The sequence below is a fragment of the Butyrivibrio sp. AE3003 genome, assembly GCF_000686065.1.
In the GTDB taxonomy this organism is placed as follows: Bacteria; Bacillota; Clostridia; order Lachnospirales; family Lachnospiraceae; genus Butyrivibrio; species Butyrivibrio hungatei_A.
The window spans coordinates 1,527,965-1,549,863 of the sequence record NZ_JMLX01000001.1; the positions used below are offsets into that span (position 1 = coordinate 1,527,965).

Here is a 21,899-nt window from a genome sequence, read left to right on the forward strand (position 1 = left end):
AGCACCCTTAATACTCTTCCTCCGTCTCATCACCCTCTCTGATTATCCCAAGTATAGTCTCAGCGTTCTCTTTCGTGACTTTAACATAATCACTGCCGTAAAAATGAGCTACGTTCTGCTTCTTCATGTATGAAAGTATCGTTCCTGTCGTAAGGCGGGCCTGCTCGACATAGTTGTTGAATACGGTTCCGACAATTTTTCCTTCAAGGATTTTCTCGAGTGCGACTTCAAAAGCATCTGCACCGATAATGTAAACATCATCCCCCGCTACAAGGCCGGATTTGCTTACAGCTTCAAGAGCACCGATAGCCATCATGTCGTTATTACAGATAATCACCTCGGGCGAAGGATTTTCCTTAAGCGCCTCAGTAACAACATATTCCGAAACGTTCTTATCCCAGTTGCCGTTGCCTTCAGCAAGCTTTTCAACATTCCATCCCGCTTTTTTTAGTGCGTCTATTGAATATCTTGTCCTAAAATAGGTATCCGCGTTATTTTTTTCTCCTTTGACCATGATATATTGCAGAACACCGTCTCCATTCTTATCAATATTTTCAAAGCCGAGATCCATTATGATTTTTCCCTGAAAAGTTCCTGCCTGTCTTGCATCACAACCAATATAAGTAACGGGCAGACTTTCACTTTCCCACCTTATCTCTTCGGCTGCATCGGGCTCACGATTAACATATACAAGCGGAACTCCGGCTTCCATCGCAAGATCCGTAACTTCAGCCGTCTTAGATGTATTAACCGGATTGACGACAAGAATATCAACACCCGAAGCAATAAGCTTTCTAAGCTGCAACATCTGATATCCCTGGCTCACCGCAGAATTGACTACAGTGATGTTTTCTTCCTTAAAGCCCGCTTTCACAAGGTCTTTTATAAGCTCATCCTTAAATAAAGACATATATGTGTCGGATAACTTGTAAATAAATACTCCAACCCTCATATCGGCGGGAGTCATCTCCTTTTCTTCTGCTGAAGACGCCACGCTCGCAGCCGCATCAGCTTCCGTCTCTTCGATATTTTTTTCAGAACATCCTGCAAGCAACGCAGTAATCAAAACAGAAACTGTCAATACTTCAAACAATTTCCTTCTCATTTCTTTTATTCCTCTCCATAAATATAAAGGTGCTGACTTAATTCAAGATCATGTCAGCACCTATCAAAAAACTAAATTATGAATTATGATCATTCAACCGCAGTACTTCCGTCAGAATAGGTAATAACCCAGTAACCCTTTCCGGTTCCGCAATCTTCATGGTAAGCCTTATCTACAATTGTAAGCTCCGCACCGCCACCACACTCTTCATCGCATGATGAACTGCATGCCAAAGCGGAAATATCATATTTCTCCTTAAGTTCCTCAAGTGTCAACTTCTTTTCCGTCGGTTTTTCGTTCTTTTTGGTAACACTTACGGTTGATGCCTTTACAACAGGAGGCGTCGTTTCTTCCGCGACAGCCGTCGTCAAAAAGTCTTTGTATTCCGGTACTGCCACACACAAAATGATGTTGAATACAATGACGCAAGCCATCAATCCCATAAATACCAATGTTGTTGCTGCTACTTTTTTCATTACTTAAAAATCCCCTCAAAAAAATAATAATTTACGGGCTAACCCGCGCCCGCGCGGTATAAAAAAGCACTTAGCCTTTTTTTACTGATAAAATACAGTCCAGGACGATGATTTCTCAATAGGCCCCGCAGGATATTTGTCATAAGTCTGCTTGTAATATCCGCTTCCCTTTGCATCCTGCATCTCTGTGTCAAAAATATACCAGTTGTCGCCGATTTTTACTTCCGTCCATGCATGTGGCGTTCTTCCTCCACTTGCAGCCGCTACCGTTCCGCTGCACACCTTTGCCTCATACCCCAGCCCCCTGGCTATATAAGCAAACGCCGCCGCATATTTATAGCAGTTTCCCTTTCCGGTAAAAAGAATCCGGCACGCGTAATCACTCGTCCAATCTCCTACCGGAACTTTCATTTCCCTTTCATAGGAAACCTCGTTTATGAAGTAATTAAAACATCTTTCAAGCTGCCTGCTCTGCGTCATCGTGCCATCTGTACACGCTTCGACAACAGAAGCCGTAAGTCTCATTATCTCACTTTTGGGCTCGGTCAGATTTCCTTTTTTATCCTTCCACCTGATACCGTACTGCGTATGAACAAAATGTTCTCCCGGCACCTTGTCCTCAGTAAGGTTCTCGCCTTCCTGTCCGTTAACAGCATCTATTATCTGATTCTTCAGCTCCGTCCCCACTCCAAGAAGCGCATTTTCGCCTATCGAAGTAACGCTTGCCGGAATCCTTGCACTTGTAAGCGCCGGCGGAAAGCACAACAGAACCGTTTTATTCTTATTGTAAAGACAGTCACTAAATGACGAATAATAAGGGTTCTTCTCGCTGACAGTAACTGATTTTAGTTTAAAAAGCCCCTTAAACGCGTCCGATGTAATGGACTGTACATCACTTCCTATATGAACCGTTGTAATTTCCGGATTCTTGCTAAAAGTAAGCGCATTAATCTCAGTAGTTCCCGAAGCTCCCGAATTAATTGTCGCTGCGACCGCTACCGCAAAAGAAACTATAAATGCCGCGACTCTCTTAGCTCTCCGCATCGTGTTCTCATTCATTACTTTTCCTTCTTTGGCTTCTCTGTTGCCACTTCAAATTTATATCTTATCTTAGAATACGAAACAACATCTTTTTCATCGCCGCCCTCATTGGGATGCTTCCCGTAACCTGCTGTTGCTGCAATTCCGTCTCCGTAACCCTCTTTACCGTCGACAATAACCTGGCACCACTGATCTTCCCATGAATTTATATTCTTATGAACCCATGATATTCCAAGATAATCAAGGATAAGTCCAAGCGCTCTTGTCGCTCCCGCGCATGAATACTCGCCTCCGATAAAGACTCCGTATGCCGTGCGGTACATCTTACCCTTTGTGGTATATGTACCAAGGTCGCAGTATGCTTTGACTATTCCTGCAGCATATGCAACCTTCTCAACGTCTTTAATAGCCTTTTTCTTGGATGACTTAGACTTTGACGATCCCGAAGAACCGGATGATGACGATGTATTTCCTGCATCTGCGGCATTTTCAATAGCTTCGGCGATCTGCTTTGCAATATTTCTGGCCTGTATTTCCTGATCGTATGTCATTCCTCCGTTATCATGCTTTGTCTTTGGAATGACGATAACATCCTTTTCTCCCGTGGGAACAACAAACTCCGTGCTGTCTCCTATAAGTTTGTTGGCAACCCTGCCCTCTTTTTTACCAAAGATAACCCAGTGCTCAACAAGTTTATCCGGATTTGCGCCAAAAGCATTTCTCAGATCCGCATAGTTCAGATAATAATACAACGGATTATATTCCGCCTTATAATCAACTCCGTTATATACGGTAGTTGCCTTTGAAAATGCCGTATACGGATCATCAACGGCGAAAGTCTCTACAGTTGCCACTCCCGAAAAAGAAACTCCCATAAAAACAGCCGCCGAAAGAAGCGCTGAAACAGCCTTTATTCCTAAGTTTTTCATAATCTATCATCATCCTCCGGATAGTATATGTATTCAGTATATAAATTTTATCGACTTATTTTACAAAAAGTTTAGGATTATGTTATTATAATTCGTAATATTAAAATTTGGAATATTTATATTTGAAATACAGGAGTAATCATATATGCGCAAGAGAGGTATCTCTGCGGTAGTTCCCGCTGTGTTGATCGCAGTTATGACTATTGCGGAATGTTTCTGTTCCTCTGTTCCGACGCACGCAAAAGAAGACAATAACGACCTTCAGAGCAACATTGCAAGCACCGGAAGTACTTCTTTAGACAATACACAGAAAAAAGAAGTAATACTTGAACAGGATGACAAAAATAATGATGAACCGACCTACGTTGCTGAGACATCCATTGATAATTCATCAATAAATCCCCAAAAAGAACCATATAATAAACCGGCAGACCAGCCGATTAAAGAATCCAATCAAATAGATTTAGTTGAAGTGGATCCATTTCCGGTCGAAGAATATAAAGAAGTTGAAGAAGCTACTAAAGAACCGCCGAAATGCAGGGTAACCTTCCGTATTCTCGATAGTTCAGAAGGCGAAATTGACAGTTCAACCGCATATTCTACTATAGGCAACAGCTATATAGCTGAGATACAATTGGACGATGCCATCGAAGAGGGCACAAACACCCAATTTACCTCTTCCATTTCAGATAGCGGCAACAAAATAAATGGTATAACCCTGCAAAATAGTATAGCCTCTTCACTGCTCCGCTATCCTACTGCAGAAGAATTCGGCAAAGGCTTTGCTTTTGATCCCGCCACGCAGTATATTGCCTGGTATGTCATTGACGCAACCTACTCCAATGACATCTATGTAGACGGCGTAATAAGGAAACGAAGCATTCCAATAGAAAAAGATCAGCCTGTAAAAGCAGATCCTGAGATAATTCCAAACGGTCCCGTTCCGGATGTTACCATCAATATCGAGACCGCATGTAACACCCCGGCATTTGAATATGACGGCAAAGACCACTACATCGGCGGTTTCAACATAACGGTAAAAGACAACAATTCAGCCACAAATTATGTAACATCTTTTTTCGATGCACTCGGTAATTTATTAAAACAAGAAGTCCATGCAGGAGAAAACGGTTCAGGTACTTATTTCGAACACAACGGCATCCGTTATTGGGTAAATATTGATGCCGCTTATGTAGTTGCCAAGCAGATCGCGACTTATAAGATTCCTTTTATATTTGACAATAAGGAAATCGCACCTGAAGATATTGTTGTAAAAGTTGTTGATGACGCAGGAAATGTGATATCATCCATTCCATCATCCCGGATTACAAAAAAAGCTCCTTCATCAGATCAGTTAAAAGTCACATCCAGAAAGATCACCATCGAAGCGGGAACAACCGTGCAGAACTATTCAGGACAGACTATAACAAACAAAAATGTTGAGATCACATCAGGTTCACTTCTTAAAGGCCACAGTCTCGTAGATGTTGTCATCAACGGAAGTCAGAGCGGCATAGGCTCATCTGTAAACGAGATCACAAGCTACAGGATTGTCGACGAATACGGCAATGATGTGACCAAATACTACAACGTAGAATGTGTAAACGGTCGGCTAGTCCTTGTCGATGGTCATAACAGCAAAAAAAGTGGCAATTCAGGCGATGACAATGCTCCTGTCACAACAGGTATAAAAGAAAAGGTTCTTCCTAAAAAAGCGGTTATAATAGGCGGAAAAGCAATGGAAAAGACAAGCTCCGAAAACAATAAGATTCTCGGAGTCAGCAGAATTGCAAGAATGTCAAAAACATTTGATGAATCAAACATAAATCTAAGATTATTGATCATCTTGTTAGCGACAGGAACAGCAATCTACCTGTCACAAATAAAGGTAAAAGAATAAGAGAAAAAACAAGGCTTAGTAGTGGCAGCAAATACCACGGCTAAGCCTTTTCTTTGGTTTTAAATATAGTTCATCGCATCTGCAACGGATGAAACGCCCACAATATTTATACTCTTTGCACTCTTTTTAAGCTTACTTTCAAGAGCCTTTGGAACTATGCATGTCTTAAATCCAAGTTTCTCCGCTTCCTGAACTCTTGAATCAGCCATATTTACCGATCTTACTTCACCCGAAAGTCCAACCTCTCCAAAAGCAATGACATCGTCACCTATAGGCTTGTTCTTAAAACTTGAGATAATCGCCATACAGATTCCAAGGTCAAGTGAAGGCTCCGCAAGCTTCATTCCGCCCGCAAGATTTACATAGGCATCACATTCTCCCATCTGAAGCCCAACTCTCTTCTCCAAAACAGCCATGAGAAGATTAACCCTGTTATAATCCGTTCCGTTAGCCTGACGCCTCGGAAATCCAAAATTGCTCCTGCATACGAGCGCCTGAATCTCAATAAGTATAGGTCTCGTTCCTTCTACAGAACATGTAACGATAGAACCACTGGCATTTTCGGGCTTTCCCTCAAGCATAAACTCAGAAGGATTGGTAACTTCAGCAAGGCCTTTCTCCTGCATCTCAAAAACGCCTATCTCATTTGTTGAACCGAAACGGTTTTTGACTGCACGAAGGATCCTGTATGATGCATGCCTGTCACCCTCAAAATAAAGAACGGTATCAACCATATGCTCAAGTACTCTCGGTCCCGCAACCTGTCCTTCCTTGGTCACATGTCCGACTATAAATACGGTAATATTAAGACTCTTGGCAATCCTTAGAAGCACGGCTGTAGATTCTCTTACCTGTGAAACACTTCCGGGTGCCGATGTCACGGAATCGCTGAACATCGTCTGTATCGAATCGATTATCACAACTTCAGGCTTTGCCCTGTTTATTGTTTCTTCAATATTCTCAAGATTGGTCTCGCACATAAACTTCAACGTTTCGGAAAAATCTCCTATTCTGTTGGCGCGAAGCTTTATCTGCCTAAGCGATTCCTCGCCTGAAATATAAAGAACGTCCTTCTTATCTCCCGAAAGATTGCCCGCAACCTGAAGAAGAAGTGTTGACTTGCCTATTCCCGGATCTCCGCCCACAAGAATAAGTGAGCCCCTTACAAGGCCGCCTCCAAGCACTCTGTTAAGTTCGTTTATATGCGTATCAGCCCTCTCCTCATCTTTCATTTCTATCTCAGAAAGAGATTTTGGACTGCTGTATTCTCCTCTTATCTGCACTGCCGATGTGATTCCCTGCTTTTTGGACGCCGGCTTCACAGTCTCTTCCACAAAGGTATTCCATTCTTTACATCCGGGACACTGTCCCATCCATTTGGACGATTCATAGCCGCAGTTCTGGCAGTAAAAAACAGTCTTTATCTTTGTTGCCATATTCTTTCGCACCTTTCTCCTCAAACAAACTCTACTCAAAAAGGGCTCTTCGAATATCATCGAAAAGCCCTTCTTATACTTTTTTACTTCTCAACTTTTACGCTTATAGCGCCATTTCCCGATAACTCAACACTCAGATTAAGTTTACCTCCGAGGTTAGTGCTCATCTTGCCGATGCTGTTACCGTTTACACAAACACTGTACTCTGTATTTTCAAGAAGTCCGAGTGTGATCTGTGCGTCGTTTTCGCCTTCCACACTAAACTCAACTCCTCCTTCTGTCTCTTTAAAGCCTAAAACTGCAGTGCCCGGAACGGATTCATATACGAAATTATCGTTACACTCAAGCTTTGTAATGTCCTTAAAGGTCTTTACTTTAAATACATCTCCGTTGTGTTCAAAGTTTTCTAGTTTTTTCTTTTCATTAAGCTCATAGTTACCGAAGCTGATGCTTCCATCACTCTCGGCACGTATCAACTGCTCTACGACAGCCATAATAACCCTCCTGAGATTTGGTGCTAATAATAGTTATAATTATTATAATTCATATCCATCTAATTATAAACTTAAAATTCACTTATTTTTTTGACGTCTTTTTGGCACTTTTTATACTTTTCTTGGAAGCAGGCTTCTTTGTAGTCACAGAAGTCTTTGTTTTAAGCGCCTTTCCGGGCTTGGTTGTCTTTACAGCGACCTTCTTTACTGAAGTTTTCTTACCATCTGCGGAAACAAATACGATTTTCTTGTCTTTTAAAGATACCGTAACATCGCTTCCGGCCTTGATATTGCCCTTTAGAAGCTCTTCTGCCATCGCATCCTCAATAGCTGACTGAATAGCCCTCTTAAGAGGTCTTGCACCCATTTTGGCGTCAGAATGCTTCTCAATAAGGAATTTCTTTACCGCAGGTGAAATAGTGAGATTGATATTCAACTGCTCCTTACATCTCTTGCTGAGATTGCGTGAAAGAAGCGAAACAATATCCATCATCTCTTTTTCCGTAAGGGTATGGAATACCTGTATTTCATCAATACGGTTGATAAACTCCGGCTTAAAGAGTCTCTTTACTTCCTCCATAACTCCGGACTTCATATCTTCATAGTCCTTCTTGGCATCATCTCCCGCACCAAATCCAAGCTTCTTGGGATCCACGATCTTCTGGGCTCCCACATTGGATGTCATAATAAGGATGGTATTCTTAAAGCTTACCTTGCGTCCCTTTGAATCAGTGATATGACCATCATCAAGTACCTGTAAAAGTACATTGAAAATATCGGGATGTGCCTTTTCAATCTCATCAAATAAGATTACAGAATACGGATGTCTTCTTACTTTCTCACTGAGCTGTCCACCCTCATCATATCCTACATATCCCGGAGGTGATCCGATCATCTTTGATACTGAATGACCTTCCATATACTCGGACATATCAACTCTGATAAGCGCATTTTCATCGCCAAACATAGCTTCCGCAAGAGCTTTCGAAAGCTCAGTCTTACCTACACCTGTAGGTCCAAGGAACAAGAATGAACCAATCGGTCTGTTGGGATCCTGAAGTCCTACTCTTCCTCTTCTGATTGCCTTTGAAATAGCCTTAACGGCTTCTTCCTGGCCTATAACTCTCTTATGAAGAACAGATTCAAGCTTAAGAAGCTTCTCCGATTCCTTCTCGGCTATCTTTTTAACCGGAATTCTTGTCCACTGGGCAACAACTTCCGCAATATCATTCTCATTTACAACAAGGCCCGTAGAAAGCTCTTTTTTCTTATCTGCATTCTTAGCCCTGTTATACTTGGCAATAAGCTTCTTCTGCTCATTGTTAAGCTGTCCGGCAAGATCGAAATCATCCTTTTTAAGTGCTTCCTCAATCTTAAGATCGTATTCCGCAATACCATTCTCAATCTCTTTGATCTTAGGCGATATTCCAACTGTATGAAGTCTTACCGCAGAAGCAGCCTCATCGATAAGATCGATAGCCTTATCGGGAAGATTTCTGTCATTTATATATCTCTCAGACAATTCAACGGCAGCCTTAAGCGCTTCGGGAGTAATGGTTACCCTGTGATGCTCCTCATACTTGCTTACTACACCTTTCAAGATTTCTTCCGTCTCTTCCTTGGTAGGTTCTTCTACATTGACGGGCTGGAAGCGCCTCTCAAGTGCTGCATCCTTCTCAACATATTTGCGATACTCAGTGATAGTTGTTGCGCCTATCATCTGAATCTCACCTCTTGCAAGAGACGGCTTAAGAATATTGGACGCGTCTATAGCCCCCTCTGCTCCGCCGGCTCCGATAAGTGTATGCATCTCATCAACAAAAAGAATTATGTTTCCGTCATCAATGACTTCTTTGATGACCTTCTTAATTCTTTCCTCAAATTCACCTCTGTACTTAGATCCTGCGATCATACCGGACAGATCCAGAGTCACCAATCTCTTATCCTGCACTGTAAAAGGCACATTTCCGGAAACTATTCGCTGTGCAAGAGCTTCAACTACAGCCGTCTTGCCGACACCGGGTTCACCTATGAGGCAGGGGTTATTCTTGGTCCTACGGCTTAATATCTGAATAACTCTTTGTATTTCCCTTTCTCTTCCGATTACGGGATCAAGTTTTTTCTCGCGTGCCAGCGCAGTCATATCCCTGCTGTACTGAGCAAGGATAGATCCCCTTCTTCCCCCTCTGGGATTAACCTTTCTTCCAAGGTCTTCTTTTACAAGATTTGGATCCTCTCCCATTGCAGCCAAAGTTTCTGCATATATCTTCTGCACAGGCACATTAAGTGTGCTGATAAGTCTTACAGCAACATTTTCTCCCTCTTTGATCAGGGCCAAAAGAATATGCTCTGTTCCGGTCTTATCTGCCTTAAAGCGCTCTGACATGATATGTGAATCCTCAAGAACCTTCTCGGCTCTAGGAGAAAAACCGTCTCTGTCAAGAGTCCTTACGCTGCTTCCGGGAACAATAAGATCCTTTATCATGTCCATCATTCTGGCTTCATCTATGCCGTTATCGATAAGGATTCTGGAAGCAACGCTTCCGTCCTCAAGGATAAGTCCCATAAGAATGTGCTCGGTTCCAACATAGTTAAGTTTAAGATTTCTTGCTGTTTTCTTGGCGAGTCTGAGTGCATCCTCGGCCATGACAGTGAACTGATCATTCATATCCCATCTATCCTTTCGTAATTATCATAAAGCTTATCTACAAGTTCATGTATTTCGTCTCGATCTATTCCCTTACAAATTGCTCTTGCAAGAACAACCGCCAGCTCTGACTGAGCCTCCTGAAGCGCCTGAAGCCTGTTGATATCAATGGCAATTATCGCACCGCGTCTTCTGTCTATCTTCACAAAGCCTTCTCTCTGCAAGATTGAATATGCTTTGTTGACGGTATGCATATTGATACCAATAGTTTCCGCAAGCTGCCTCACACTTGGAAGCTGTTCTCCCTCACGAAATTGAGACGTAGCTATGCCCAAAATGATCTGATTACAAAGCTGAATATAAATAGCTTCATCACTGTTAAAATCAATTTCTATGATCATCTCCGCCTCCTATTGCATACTTGTGATACATTTAGTATAACACGTGATACAGATTCGTCAAATTATTGAATGAAAAAAGCCGAAAAAAAGACGCATTCCTTCGGAAAAACCGCAGGTCTGCGTCTTATATAATCTTATTCTTTTAATACCTATTATCTGTCATCATCATCAAGGTCAAGGAATTCGAACTCGAAGTCATCGTCATCTCCAAGGAAATTCTTTGCTCTTCTTGATGAAGGCTCTTCCTTTTCAACTTCCTCAGATCTCATACGTCTTTCTGAAGGCTGTCTCTCTTCGTATCTTGAATCTCCGTACATCGAATCGTCATCTCTTCTTGAAGGTCTTACTGTTCTTTCTTCAACACTTCTTGAAGGACGCTCTTCAACCTGATCGTCAGCTCTTCTTCTCATAGGTCTCTCACCTCTTGAAGGTCTCGCAACTCTTTCATCGTCATCAGGAGTTACTGTTCTTCTTGAAGGTCTCTCTTGTGTCTCTTCGGCTGCCGCTCTTCTGGGAGATACTCTTCTGCTTTCACGAGGTTCATCCTCATCATCTTCTCTTGAACGTCTTCTCTTAGGTCTTACATCCTCTTCAGAGTCATCTCTCATCTTCTCTCTTGCAGCCCCGCGAGAACGTTTCTTGGAAGGAGCCGAATAACGATCATATTCGTCTTCCTCCTCGTCTACATCTTCGTCTTCTTCGTCCTCTTCTTCATCATAATAAGCTGCGTCTCTGAGTCTGATTCCGAGAATAATAGCTAAAACGAGCAATACAACGGCAAGTGAGCCGACTGCAATTATAACCTTTTTAAATACTGCCAGTTTATCATGGAATTCCTTAGCCTGTTTTGCAAGTTTAACAATCTGAGGAATCTGCATCTTCTGAGGCTTCTCTGCATCTGAGAAATCAGTAAGATACCATGTATCATCTTCATATGAAATAGTATACTGTCCGTCTCCGGCCTCTGTGGGAGCAGTAGGCTCTGAACCACTCTGCATATCAGAATCTTCTGACGAATCATCGCCTGTTTCATCTCCGGCGTCTTCAATACCCATAACATCATCCACAGCGGCAAGATCCGCTATTACATCCGGGCTTCCTTCATCTGACGGAGCATCCGTCTGCTCTGATTTAACAGATTTTGATGCTACAACCGGAGTCTCAGAAACAAGATCGCTTCTTACAAATCCTTTGGAGCCGTTTTCTCCGAAAGATATTTCATACCATTTCTTTCCGTCAGCTCCTTTTGTCTCACCGGTAATTGTTACTATATCACCTTTTTTTACTTTTCCTACGGCATCTTTATCAGTGCCCGCGCCCTGTCTGACAGTTCCGTTTTCAGCCAAAACTTCTACAGATTTCTGATCAACAGCCGTTGTGCCTGAACCGCCTGTGGAATTCCCTGATGATTCAGATCCGCCTGATTTGCTGACAAGATCGTTTCTTATATATCCGGTTTCATCGCCTTTAACTTTGATCTTGTACCATATTGTTCCGGATTCATCTGTCTCCTCACCGAGAATGTCGACCGTAGCACCTTTTTTTACACTTGATACCTGATCTGACGATGTGCTTGCCGACTTCCTCACCTTTACATTATCAGATGTTACAGTTCCGGTTGTCGTCGTAAATGCATGCGCACCAATCCCGAAGCCGATAAAAACTGCTAATGACAATGCTAGAGAAAGTATAGTGTTTCTTATTATCTTTTCCATCGTATTCTTCATACAGCCTCCTTTTCAACTTAGGATTTGTGCCATTATACTGCAGGCACTTTTGCAGATCGTATTACTTCTTTGCTTCATCTATCGCTTTACCTATATCGTGGCGCATATACTTGTTATCAAAGCTTACCCACTCTGTTGCTTCGTAAGCCTTCGCGCGAGCTTCTTCCAAGGTATCTCCCTTTGCAGTGATACCAAGAACTCTTCCTCCGTTGGTAACTATGCCCTCCGGAGTTTCTTTTGTTCCCGCATGGAAACAATAATATCCGTCTTTGCCCTTGAAGTTCTCAAGTCCTGTAATAAGTTTGCCCTTTTCATAGCTTACCGGATATCCTTCACTTGCAAGAACAACGCATACAGCTGCTTTATCCTCAAATTCAAGATCGATCTGATCAAGCTTACCATCGATACATGCATTAAATACGTCTATGATATCTGTCTTAAGTCTGGGGAGAACAACCTGCGCCTCGGGATCTCCAAATCTCGCATTGTACTCAAGAACTTTAGGACCATCCTGTGTGAGCATGAGTCCGAAGAATATTACTCCCTTGAACTCTCTTCCCTCACTTGCCATAGCCTCCACAGTTCTGCTGTATATATTTTCACGGCAGAATTTATCTACTTCTTCCGTGTAGAAAGGACTGGGTGAGAAATTGCCCATTCCTCCCGTATTGAGTCCGGTGTCTCCGTCTCCCGCTCTCTTATGATCCTGAGCTGAAGACATGAGCTTTATTGTCTTTCCGTCTACAAAAGACAATACGGATACTTCTCTACCTGTCATAAATTCTTCGATAACCATGTGATTTCCGGCATCTCCGAATTTCTTATCCTCCATGATCTCTTTTACGCCATCCTTAGCTTCGTCAAGACTGTTGCAGATAAGAACGCCCTTGCCGAGCGCAAGTCCGTCAGCCTTAAGAACGATGGGGAATTTAGCTGTTTCGAGATACTTAAGAGCATCTGCGGCATTATCAAATGTCTCATAAGCAGCTGTGGGAATATTGTATTTCTTCATAAGGTCTTTTGAAAAAGCCTTACTTCCTTCAAGTATTGCCGCATTCTTTCTGGGGCCGAAAACTCTGAGTCCCTCTGCTTCGAATGCATCTACGATTCCGCCAACAAGCGGATCGTCCATTCCGATAACCGTAAGATCTATCTCTTTCTCTTTTGCAAAAGAAACAAGCTTATCAAATTCCATAGGTGTAATCGGAACACACTCAGCAAGTTCGGCAATTCCGCCGTTTCCCGGAGCACAATATATTTTTGATACCTGAGGGCTTCTGGAAACAGCCTCAGCAATGGCATGTTCTCTTCCGCCTCCGCCAACTATTAAAACCTTCATGAAAAAATCTTCTCCTCTTCGTATCCTTCAACAATAACTTTGTGATCTTCTACTCTGACTTTGCCATTGGCTATAAGGTCTATCGCCATAGGCATAATTTTCCACTCCGCCTGCTCCATAATACGCTTCTGAAGCACTTCCGGAGTATCATCCTGCCTGATCATAACAGGCTTCTGCAATATTATCGGGCCGGTATCCGTTCCCTCGTCAACAAAATGAACCGTTGCACCGGATACTCTTACGCCTCTCTTAAGCACCTGCTCATGTACCTTAAGTCCATAAAACCCGGTACCGCAAAATGCCGGTATAAGCGAAGGATGAATATTTATTATCTTGTTGGGGAATGCCTTAACAACGCACTCCGGAATAACAACAAGACATCCTGCCAAAACAATAAGATCCGGATTCGCATCCTGTAAGATCTTAAGCAGGGCTTTATTAAACTCATCTCTGCTGTCAAATTCCTTTGGGCTCTTAACCGCATAGGGAATACCCGCTTTCTTGGCTCTCTCGATTGCATAAGCATTTGGATTGTTGCTGTATACAAGCGAGATCTCTGTATTTGTTATAGAGCCGTCAGCTATTCCGTCGATTATTGCCTGAAGATTTGTTCCGCCACCGGAAACCATAACCGCTATCTTCATACGAGTTCTACACCCTTCTCACCTGCAACTGCCTTACCTACTACCCAAGCCTTGTCTCCGGCTGAAGCAATAGCATTCATTGCAGCATCTACATCACTTGGATCAACGGCAAGAACCATTCCAAGTCCCATATTATATGTGTTGTACATCATCTGCTCTTCAATTCCGCCCTTTTCCTGCATAAGCTTGAAGATAGGAGGAATATCATAGCTGTTCTTCTCAATTACAGCCTTGATTCCGTCAGGAAGCATTCTGGGCACATTCTCATAGAATCCGCCACCTGTGATATGGCTGCATCCCTTAACCTTAACACCGGCATTCTTGATTGCCTTCATCATCTTTACATAGATTCTTGTAGGTGTAAGAAGTGTCTCACCGAGAGTAGCACCGAGCTCATCATAATATGTCTCAAGACTCTCTTTTGTCATATCAAATACTTTTCTTACAAGTGAAAAACCGTTACTGTGAACGCCGCTTGAAGCAACACCGATAAGAACGTCTCCGTCCTTTATTGCGCTTCCGTCGATCATATCTTTTCTGTCAACAACGCCAACCGCAAATCCTGCAACGTCATACTCATCCTCAGGCATAAGTCCGGGATGTTCTGCCGTCTCACCACCGATAAGTGCGGCATCAGACTGCTTACAGCCTTCAGCAACGCCCTTAACTATTGCTGCGATCTTCTCGGGAATATTCTTTCCGCATGCGATGTAATCAAGGAAGAATAAAGGCTCTCCGCCTGCACATGCAACGTCGTTTACACACATTGCAACCGCATCGATACCGATCGTATCATGCTTGTCAAGAAGAAACGCAAGCTTTATCTTTGTTCCGACTCCGTCTGTTCCGGACAAAAGAACCGGATCTTCCATATCCTTTATCTTGCTAAGTGAAAAAGCTCCCGAAAAACCACCGAGACCCCCAAGTACTTCAGGTCTGAATGTATCTTTTACATAACCTTTTATAAGTTCAACAGACTTATAGCCTGCTTCAATGTCAACGCCTGCCTTTTTGTAATCCAATGCCATAATATTTAACTCCTCGCATTTTTGCCTGTTTATATTCCAATCAATAGTTCTTGTATCCGACTTCCTGAAGTCTTGCGTCCTTGGCAACAACTCCGTCCTTAAGTGATGCAGTGTACTTCTTAAGTTTTTCAAGAAGCTCCGCATCTCCCGTTGCCAGAATCTTTGCAGCAAGAATACCTGCATTTGCTCCACCGTTGATAGCTACTGTAGCAACAGGAATACCTGTAGGCATCTGAACTATACTGTATAATGAATCACGGCCTCCCAAAGAAGTTGTGTGCATAGGGATTCCTATTACGGGCATGGGAAAGATTGCAGCGCACATTCCGGGAAGATGTGCTGCCATTCCTGCTCCGGCGATAATTACTTTAAATCCCTTTTCCTCTGCAGTCTTCGCATATTCAAAAAATTCATCCGGTTCTCTATGAGCGGATATTATCCTCATATCGTATTCGATTCCGAGCTCCTCCAGAATATCTGCAGCTTTTGCCATAACGGGCATATCTGAATCACTACCCATTACTATTCCAACTTTTGCCATGTTTTCCTCCATTTTTCTGCTTCAACATTTAGCCACTTGTATCATAGCACAACACAATATATTGTGCCACTTTTTTATTCAACCAATGGTTTTTTTTTCTTACATCCAATGGTTTATTTTATTCATCCAAAGGCTTATTTAATTCCTCCGTGCCGGGAAGCACGAATCTGCCGTTTTCTATGATAGTTATGCCGGTTCCGTCCTCTCTTACAGCTCTGATCTCACCGAGTTCATCGTACGGAATCGTTATATCTGTATGGCAGCTGAAATATGCCTTATCAGGATCTGTTTTTCTCTTTGAGGAAATCTCATTTTCCTTGGCTATATGCCTCTTTCCGTCAAAGTTAAATGTGTCATTGTCCTCTTCATAGGAATAACACGTATCACCTACCGCAAAATGCGGTCCCGTCTTCTCTGCAATCAATATATCGAGTTTGTCCGCAATATTAAATTTCCTTGCAAACGTGTATGCCGTCGTATTTGTTCCGATGGCAAACTCTCCGATCGGCAGAGTATCGTGATTATACAGGATATTTTGCTTTATATAGTTTTTGTTGTCTTCCTCAGTTATAAAATTTGCACAATTGTAATCTTCGATGCATCCGTCCTTAAATTTAATCTCGAGGTCTTTAAAGTAAAGTCCCATGAGATAAACGCCCGAAACGTGCAGTATTCCTGATGTTCCGGCAAGTACGGGGGATGTAAACACTTCTCCGACAGGAATATTTACATCGGCAACACAGTTCTCAAAATTTGTTTCCTTCTCTTTGTCTTTTATCTCATGAAGCATAACCTTGATATCTGTGCGATTATCGCCCATTCCCTTGACTGTCACGTACTTCGCTTCATCAAGAGCATCTATGATCTTCTTCTGAATATTCTGATAAAGATTGTAATCAAGCGTGTTTATCTTGACCGTCTCGTCAAAGATGGCCTCGTACTGCTCTCCTATATCGGGAACAGGGAAAGAAATGATCGTAAAGCTTCTCTCTTTTCCTATAATATATTCATTCTGGATAAGTGACGCCTGAATCTTATAACCGCTAAGGAGCTTACTCTGCTCGTCGCTAAGATGAATTGCTTCCTTCTTCTGTTCGGGTGAAAAAGGTACTTCGCCGAATCCTTCAAGTACAGCGGGACCTCCGTAGAGTTTTGCTTCCTTCTTGTACTTTTCACCTGCTGCCCTTACAGCCTCAAGTCGTCTGTTTACAAGAGCCGCATCAAGGAACAATCCGTCATCATCCTTGTGGTCATAATCAAACTGCTTGTTTGGAATTGCGCCGTGACAAGCATTTCTTCTGGCACTTCCGCCCATATAGAAATTACTTGGAATAAAACGATAGATTCCGGATTTAAGACCGATCTTCTCAAAATTCAAAACAGCTTTTTTGATAATTCTCTCAAATCCCAAAATATAAATTACAGAAGCGGTGCTTTTAATGCTGATATCCTTGCCTGTTGCGGCAAAGCCAATGCGATATCCTTCCGTAAAAGTGGTTGCTATCTTATCGATCTCTTCCTCGGACATCTCGATAAGATGCTGTGCGGTCTTTATCTCGTTGTCTGAAATATACTCTCCGAATTTATAGAGGTATCTTATATCAGTCAAGTCGCTGTTCATTATGATATCCCTGAAATAGTCTTTTTCGGGGTTAACTATCTGAGCGAATCTGACCATTCTCTCTTCCTCGGCATAATCACTGTAGAACCAGTACATTATCTGTCTGACGTCCTCATACTCAGGAAGTTTGCCATAAGCGGAAGCCTGCACAAATGCTCCGTATACTTCAAGAAAGAGCTCCGTTCTGATCACAATCTCATACTTCTGAAGTTCAAAAGCATTAGCAATCATGGATCTGAGCTCAAAATAAAGAGATGACAAGATCTTTCCGAATGTTTCTCCGAGTCTGTTACATGCATATACCGGATTACCGTAGCTCTTATCATAGTTTTCGGGAAGAATGTCGCTGTAGAGCTTTTTGTTTCTTGCCTTAAGCTCTTCCAGAGAATCATTGTCTTTTCCGCCGTTTTCAGACCATTTATAGGTCTCGTCTATCATGAGAATAAAGTCTTTTACCGCATGAAAATAATCATCAAATTCTTTATTCTCCAAATGCTCATCGGAAATGCCCGATACCCTCTCCATTGCAAGGGCATATCTCTCATCGGTGACATCATTTCCGACGCTAAATTCAAATACTGCTTCGTTTTCAGTCATTGTCCTATTCCTTTCATTCCTCGAATCACATAAATCCCAATACCAGAATAAAAATGATAAAGAGAACCGCGATCAGGTTAAGAATAATCCCAAGATTAGGGAACAATTTAAATATATCTTTTTCCATTCGGGACATGATTCCGAGAGCGAGTCCCAAACATGAAAATATCGCCGCAACAAATGCCGCTGCGGCGTATCGCATAAAAGCCTGCCCTCCGTTCCTGTATGAAAAGAGTACCACTGCCACCAGTGATACATCTGACAGGAGCCCGAGTATGGTAGACATTATTCCTTTTTCCGGATGCCTGTTATCGGTGAAAACGTATTTTTCCCTGAAATGGCTAAGCTTATTAAGAATTTTAATCTTTTTTAAATTGAGTTTCTTCATATCTACCGGTTGTTTGTTATGTCTTTAAATGATCACATTTTTGCGACTGCCCAGAAGCTTCGCTCCACATATAATGAGCAAGATTCCGGCAGTTATTCCGACTACAAGTGAAACCACTCCCAATGCTATATTCATGGCTCCTGTGCCACCAAGAACCTTGTATGTATGTTCTTCCATACCAAATACCTCCTTAGAATATCAGAGTTATTTATGGAAACGCTGATTAAAGCGTTTCCTTAGCGCCGTACTCAGCGTAATACTCATCGATTGCCTTCTTGATATCCTTTGTAAGGATTACCTCTCCGTCAATCTGTCTGTTATAAAGATAGCTTACAACGTCTTCCATTGTAACGATCGCGTGCGCACTAAAGCCATATCTTTCCTTGATTTCGTCAAGAGCGCTCATCTCGCTCTCCAAGCCCTTTTCCTGTCTGTTCAAAGATACCATAAGGCCTACGATATCACAATCAGCCTGTGCCTGGATGATAGGAACAGTCTCTTCGATTGACTTTCCCGATGTTGTAACATCTTCAATTATAAGGACTCTGTCTCCGTCACGAAGCTTTGTTCCAAGAAGGATTCCCTTATCTCCGTGATCCTTGACTTCTTTTCTGTTTGAACAATATCTTATTTCTCTTCCGTAGAGCTCACTGATCGCCATACATGTTGCAACAGTAAGCGGAATTCCCTTATATGCAGGTCCGAAGAGAACGTCAAATTCAAGTCCGAATGTATCGTGAATTGCTCTTGCATAGTAGTTACCGAGCTTCTTAAGCTGTGAACCTGTTACATATGCTCCCGCATTCATAAAAAAAGGAGATTTACGACCACTCTTAAGAGTAAACTCTCCAAACTTAAGGACATTGCTGTCTACCATAAATTCAATAAACTCTTCCTTATATCTTTCCATAACTCATAAACTCCTTTTTATTTCGTATTTACTCAGAAAAAATCCAAGCCCAATCCTCTGACAAAGTATTATATCATCATAAATGCATATTCACAATTAATATATTATTGCTCATTTCTCTTCATCCACCTGACAACCGAAACACCTATTATTATGGCATATCCGATGATACTGAGAAGCACCGGTGTTTCAGAGAATGCCACGATTCCGATGAGTGCTGCGAATATAACCTGAGTGTAGTCAAAAACAGATAACTCTTTTGCAGGTGCGTAGCGATATGCCGAAGTAATTGCAAACTGTCCGAGAGATGCGGATACTCCAGCCATGATAAGGCTCAGAAACTGCCTCATGCTCATTGGCGAATAATCAAATATCAGAAACGGCAAACTTACGAGACACGAAAACGCCGAAAACGCGAATACAATTGTCGGCGTATTTGCACCTTTTTTGCTCGCCCTTCTGACAAACACGTAAGCGGTTCCGGCTCCGAAGCCTCCGTACACCGCAATAATGGCAGGGATTGTCTCAGCGACGACACCTGTCGGTCTTATGATAAAAAGAGCTCCGATAAATGCGATCAAAGTTGATATGGCATCCACCTTTGACGGAACTTCTTTTAACAGCGGTATTGAGAGCACTATGGCAAAAAACGGCGCTAGCTTGTTTAGCATGTTTGCGTCCGCTATCCCAAGTTTTCCTATTGCATAAAAATTTGCGATAACACCTGACGTGCCAAATAGGCACCTAAAGAAAATATCAAGTCTGTAGCTTTTCTCAATTTTAAAGCCAATGCCCGATCTTACCAGAGCGATAGACGCGATGAACATTGCCACCAAATTTCTGAAAAAACTCTTTTGCATTACGGGCACGTCTCCGGCTGCACGTACAAACGCCGTCATAAGTGCGAAGCCGAAAGCCGCTGCCAATATGCAAATTATTCCTTTTGTTCTGTTACTGAGCGAGCGCACCTGCGATGTCCGCCTTCATATCAAGGACTGCCGCCCTTGCAGCTTCTCCGACCTTTCCGTCACCAAACTGCTTGTAATTGTCGCTCTTCCATGCTGCTATGATTCCTCTCGAAGAATTTACGATTGCTCCGAGTCCGTCTTTATTAAAGAAGTTAACAAGGTCTTTTCCCTTACCGCCCTGTGCTCCGTATCCGGGAACAAGGATGTAATTGTGAGGCATGATCTCTCTGAGCACCTTTCCCATCTCGGGATATGTTGCTCCGACTACGGCACCCACATTGCTGTATGAACCGTCTGTCGACTCTTCGCCCCACTCTCTTATCTTAGCGCCTACTATCTCATAGAGAGGCTTTCCGTCGATAAGTCTGTCCTGGAACTCTCCGCTTGAAGGATTTGATGTCTTTGCAAGAACGAAGATTCCCTTGTCTTCCTTATTACAAATATCTATGAAAGGCTTAACTCCGTCAGATCCAAGATAAGGATTTACTGTTACGAAGTCTTCGTCAAAGCCCTTAAATACTTTATCGCCAACCTTAACGCCGCCAAGGTGACCAACTGCATAAGACTGGGCTGTTGAACCTATATCGCCTCTCTTTATATCGCCGATAACGATAAGGCCCTTTTCTTTACAATAATCTACAGTTTTCTTAAATGCGATAAGACCGGGAATTCCAATCTCCTCGTACATTGCTATCTGTGGCTTTACAGCAGGAACAACATCATATACGTTATCAATGATTTCTTTGTTGAACTGCCAGAACGCCTCCGCAACTCCCTCAAGGTTCTCACCCTTTTCCTCAAAGCATCTTTTCTTTATTGCTTCGGGTACAAAATCAAGCTTGGGATCGAGTCCCACAACAATAGGCGCACCTGTGTTTACAATCTTGTCAATAAGTTTTGAAATCATATAACTGTTCCTTCCTCACTTTTTTCTTGATCTTATGATAAAAAAACTCATCAATGGCATTGGTAAGTTTTTCTTTCGGCATGGATTTAAGGAGGTACTTCTCGGGCTTTAACCCTACTACTTTCATAACGCTCTCCTTGTCATCCTTAGCGGTAAGGAAGATAACCGGAATATCTTTATACGCAGGAGTACTTCTCATCTCCTTGAGTACGGCCGCACCGTCCATTCCGGGCATTTCGTAATCAAGCAGTACCAGATCGATAGGATTTTTTGCCAAAAAAGATAACGCGATCTTACCCGAGCTTGCCATGTACACGTGATACTTTACCGACAGCCAGGTTCTCATCATTCTGAGCATAGTTCCGTCATCGTCAATTATGAGGATCTTCTTTTTAAGCTCATCGTCAAGCTCACTGTATTCAACTACAGAATTAAGCTGTTCCGTAAGGTGCTTGACATCAAGAGGTCTAAGATACGTCTCCTGAACTTTCTCTTTTGCAATATACTCAAGCGCCAGATCAAGTTCCTCTTTGTTTCCTATGATATAGAGCAAAAATCGCTCGCTGTCTATCGCATCATTCAAATACTCAAACAACTCATAGTCGGATTTTGACAAATCCCCCATATACAGAAGGTAGATCATAGGCCTGTCTTCCATAACCTCGATCTGCTCTTTGTCGGGTTCCATCATTAAAACTCCGTATCCTTCTTTCTCGAGCCCCTTTTCTATAGCGTTAACCATAAAGCTTTTCTCGTGGCCAATTAAGAGTACACGTTTTTCCATATCCTGTCCTTCCGCT

At 42.4% G+C, this 21,899-nt stretch carries 21 protein-coding genes; 1 reads left to right on the forward strand and 20 read right to left on the reverse strand.

Annotated features, from left to right (window positions below):
* Positions 1 to 7: 7 nt before the first annotated feature.
* The 4 genes from CD00_RS0107315 to CD00_RS19240 form a co-directional block, all read right to left on the reverse strand.
* Entirely contained in the window at positions 8 to 1,105 is a 1,098-nt protein-coding gene (locus CD00_RS0107315; RefSeq protein ID WP_026655374.1) for a substrate-binding domain-containing protein, read from the reverse strand.
* Positions 1,106 to 1,194: 89 nt separating this feature from the next.
* Positions 1,195 to 1,581 carry a hypothetical protein gene (locus tag CD00_RS0107320; RefSeq protein WP_026655375.1) on the reverse strand — a complete coding sequence of 129 codons (387 nt, stop codon included), beginning with the start codon at positions 1,579 to 1,581 and terminating at the stop codon, positions 1,195 to 1,197.
* An 81-nt stretch (positions 1,582 to 1,662) separates the two neighbouring features.
* Positions 1,663 to 2,640: a transglutaminase domain-containing protein gene (locus tag CD00_RS0107325; protein WP_026655376.1), complete on the reverse strand. Its 978-nt coding sequence runs from the start codon at positions 2,638 to 2,640 to the stop codon at positions 1,663 to 1,665.
* Positions 2,640 to 3,551: a hypothetical protein gene (locus CD00_RS19240; protein ID WP_026655377.1), complete on the reverse strand. Its 912-nt coding sequence runs from the start codon at positions 3,549 to 3,551 to the stop codon at positions 2,640 to 2,642. Before CD00_RS19240 ends, CD00_RS0107325 begins: the two co-directional genes overlap by 1 nt.
* A gap of 145 nt (positions 3,552 to 3,696) precedes the next feature.
* Here CD00_RS19240 and CD00_RS0107335 point away from each other — a divergent pair, with 145 nt between their 5' ends.
* Positions 3,697 to 5,451: a hypothetical protein gene (locus CD00_RS0107335; RefSeq protein ID WP_026655378.1), complete on the forward strand. Its 1,755-nt coding sequence runs from the start codon at positions 3,697 to 3,699 to the stop codon at positions 5,449 to 5,451.
* 59 nt (positions 5,452 to 5,510) lie between these two features.
* Here the strand turns inward: CD00_RS0107335 and radA are convergent, their stop codons facing one another.
* From radA to CD00_RS0107415, 16 genes are all read right to left on the reverse strand, one after another.
* A complete protein-coding gene (gene radA, locus CD00_RS0107340; RefSeq protein ID WP_026655379.1) occupies positions 5,511 to 6,887 on the reverse strand; it encodes a DNA repair protein RadA in 1,377 nt (458 codons plus the stop codon).
* Between the two features lie 83 nt (positions 6,888 to 6,970).
* Positions 6,971 to 7,381 carry a hypothetical protein gene (locus tag CD00_RS0107345; RefSeq protein WP_026655380.1) on the reverse strand — a complete coding sequence of 137 codons (411 nt, stop codon included), beginning with the start codon at positions 7,379 to 7,381 and terminating at the stop codon, positions 6,971 to 6,973.
* Positions 7,382 to 7,463: 82 nt separating this feature from the next.
* Positions 7,464 to 10,049: an ATP-dependent Clp protease ATP-binding subunit gene (locus CD00_RS0107350; protein WP_026655382.1), complete on the reverse strand. Its 2,586-nt coding sequence runs from the start codon at positions 10,047 to 10,049 to the stop codon at positions 7,464 to 7,466.
* Complete coding sequence (locus tag CD00_RS0107355) at positions 10,046 to 10,429, reverse strand: GntR family transcriptional regulator (protein WP_026655383.1); 384 nt, start codon at positions 10,427 to 10,429, stop codon at positions 10,046 to 10,048. Before CD00_RS0107355 ends, CD00_RS0107350 begins: the two co-directional genes overlap by 4 nt.
* Positions 10,430 to 10,581: 152 nt before the next feature.
* Positions 10,582 to 12,156 (reverse strand): SH3 domain-containing protein, encoded by a 1,575-nt coding sequence (locus CD00_RS19245; protein ID WP_026655384.1) that lies wholly within the window; start codon positions 12,154 to 12,156, stop codon positions 10,582 to 10,584.
* 61 nt (positions 12,157 to 12,217) lie between these two features.
* Positions 12,218 to 13,495, reverse strand: coding sequence for a phosphoribosylamine--glycine ligase (purD, locus tag CD00_RS0107365; RefSeq protein ID WP_026655385.1), 1,278 nt, complete (start codon positions 13,493 to 13,495; stop codon positions 12,218 to 12,220).
* Entirely contained in the window at positions 13,492 to 14,139 is a 648-nt protein-coding gene (purN, locus tag CD00_RS0107370) for a phosphoribosylglycinamide formyltransferase (RefSeq protein ID WP_026655386.1), read from the reverse strand. Before purN ends, purD begins: the two co-directional genes overlap by 4 nt.
* Positions 14,136 to 15,161, reverse strand: a complete 1,026-nt coding sequence (purM, locus tag CD00_RS0107375; RefSeq protein WP_026655387.1) for a phosphoribosylformylglycinamidine cyclo-ligase — start codon at positions 15,159 to 15,161, stop codon at positions 14,136 to 14,138. The genes purN and purM overlap by 4 nt, the downstream gene beginning before the upstream one ends.
* Before the next feature lie 46 nt (positions 15,162 to 15,207).
* Complete coding sequence (gene purE / locus CD00_RS0107380; RefSeq protein WP_026655389.1) at positions 15,208 to 15,708, reverse strand: 5-(carboxyamino)imidazole ribonucleotide mutase; 501 nt, start codon at positions 15,706 to 15,708, stop codon at positions 15,208 to 15,210.
* A gap of 118 nt (positions 15,709 to 15,826) precedes the next feature.
* A complete protein-coding gene (locus tag CD00_RS0107385; RefSeq protein WP_051594116.1) occupies positions 15,827 to 17,926 on the reverse strand; it encodes an aminopeptidase in 2,100 nt (699 codons plus the stop codon).
* A 25-nt stretch (positions 17,927 to 17,951) separates the two neighbouring features.
* Positions 17,952 to 18,314 (reverse strand): DUF6142 family protein, encoded by a 363-nt coding sequence (locus tag CD00_RS0107390; protein ID WP_051199124.1) that lies wholly within the window; start codon positions 18,312 to 18,314, stop codon positions 17,952 to 17,954.
* A 24-nt stretch (positions 18,315 to 18,338) separates the two neighbouring features.
* Positions 18,339 to 18,491: a hypothetical protein gene (locus tag CD00_RS20145; protein ID WP_026655392.1), complete on the reverse strand. Its 153-nt coding sequence runs from the start codon at positions 18,489 to 18,491 to the stop codon at positions 18,339 to 18,341.
* 46 nt (positions 18,492 to 18,537) lie between these two features.
* Positions 18,538 to 19,224 carry an orotate phosphoribosyltransferase gene (gene pyrE, locus CD00_RS0107400; protein WP_026655393.1) on the reverse strand — a complete coding sequence of 229 codons (687 nt, stop codon included), beginning with the start codon at positions 19,222 to 19,224 and terminating at the stop codon, positions 18,538 to 18,540.
* 104 nt (positions 19,225 to 19,328) lie between these two features.
* On the reverse strand, positions 19,329 to 20,192 hold the full coding sequence (locus CD00_RS0107405; protein WP_026655394.1) for a DMT family transporter: 864 nt from the start codon (positions 20,190 to 20,192) through the stop codon (positions 19,329 to 19,331).
* On the reverse strand, positions 20,176 to 21,099 hold the full coding sequence (gene pyrF, locus CD00_RS0107410) for an orotidine-5'-phosphate decarboxylase (protein WP_026655396.1): 924 nt from the start codon (positions 21,097 to 21,099) through the stop codon (positions 20,176 to 20,178). Before pyrF ends, CD00_RS0107405 begins: the two co-directional genes overlap by 17 nt.
* Positions 21,080 to 21,883, reverse strand: a complete 804-nt coding sequence (locus CD00_RS0107415; protein ID WP_026655397.1) for a response regulator — start codon at positions 21,881 to 21,883, stop codon at positions 21,080 to 21,082. The genes pyrF and CD00_RS0107415 overlap by 20 nt, the downstream gene beginning before the upstream one ends.
* Between the last annotated feature and the right edge of the window lie 16 nt (positions 21,884 to 21,899).

Bases quoted from the DNA above. Each gene is read 5' to 3' on its own strand.
- CD00_RS0107315 (WP_026655374.1), bottom strand. From the start codon at position 1,105: ATGAGAAGGAAATTGTTTGAAGTATTGACAGTTTCTGTTTTGATTACT.
- CD00_RS0107320 (WP_026655375.1), bottom strand. From the start codon at position 1,581: ATGAAAAAAGTAGCAGCAACAACATTGGTATTTATGGGATTGATGGCT.
- CD00_RS0107325 (WP_026655376.1), bottom strand. From the start codon at position 2,640: ATGAATGAGAACACGATGCGGAGAGCTAAGAGAGTCGCGGCATTTATA.
- CD00_RS19240 (WP_026655377.1), bottom strand. From the start codon at position 3,551: ATGAAAAACTTAGGAATAAAGGCTGTTTCAGCGCTTCTTTCGGCGGCT.
- CD00_RS0107335 (WP_026655378.1), top strand. From the start codon at position 3,697: ATGCGCAAGAGAGGTATCTCTGCGGTAGTTCCCGCTGTGTTGATCGCA.
- radA (WP_026655379.1), bottom strand. From the start codon at position 6,887: ATGGCAACAAAGATAAAGACTGTTTTTTACTGCCAGAACTGCGGCTAT.
- CD00_RS0107345 (WP_026655380.1), bottom strand. From the start codon at position 7,381: ATGGCTGTCGTAGAGCAGTTGATACGTGCCGAGAGTGATGGAAGCATC.
- CD00_RS0107350 (WP_026655382.1), bottom strand. From the start codon at position 10,049: ATGAATGATCAGTTCACTGTCATGGCCGAGGATGCACTCAGACTCGCC.
- CD00_RS0107355 (WP_026655383.1), bottom strand. From the start codon at position 10,429: ATGATCATAGAAATTGATTTTAACAGTGATGAAGCTATTTATATTCAG.
- CD00_RS19245 (WP_026655384.1), bottom strand. From the start codon at position 12,156: ATGAAGAATACGATGGAAAAGATAATAAGAAACACTATACTTTCTCTA.
- purD (WP_026655385.1), bottom strand. From the start codon at position 13,495: ATGAAGGTTTTAATAGTTGGCGGAGGCGGAAGAGAACATGCCATTGCT.
- purN (WP_026655386.1), bottom strand. From the start codon at position 14,139: ATGAAGATAGCGGTTATGGTTTCCGGTGGCGGAACAAATCTTCAGGCA.
- purE (WP_026655389.1), bottom strand. From the start codon at position 15,708: ATGGCAAAAGTTGGAATAGTAATGGGTAGTGATTCAGATATGCCCGTT.
- CD00_RS0107385 (WP_051594116.1), bottom strand. From the start codon at position 17,926: ATGACTGAAAACGAAGCAGTATTTGAATTTAGCGTCGGAAATGATGTC.
- CD00_RS0107390 (WP_051199124.1), bottom strand. From the start codon at position 18,314: ATGAAGAAACTCAATTTAAAAAAGATTAAAATTCTTAATAAGCTTAGC.
- CD00_RS20145 (WP_026655392.1), bottom strand. From the start codon at position 18,491: ATGGAAGAACATACATACAAGGTTCTTGGTGGCACAGGAGCCATGAAT.
- pyrE (WP_026655393.1), bottom strand. From the start codon at position 19,224: ATGGAAAGATATAAGGAAGAGTTTATTGAATTTATGGTAGACAGCAAT.
- pyrF (WP_026655396.1), bottom strand. From the start codon at position 21,099: ATGATTTCAAAACTTATTGACAAGATTGTAAACACAGGTGCGCCTATT.
- CD00_RS0107415 (WP_026655397.1), bottom strand. From the start codon at position 21,883: ATGGAAAAACGTGTACTCTTAATTGGCCACGAGAAAAGCTTTATGGTT.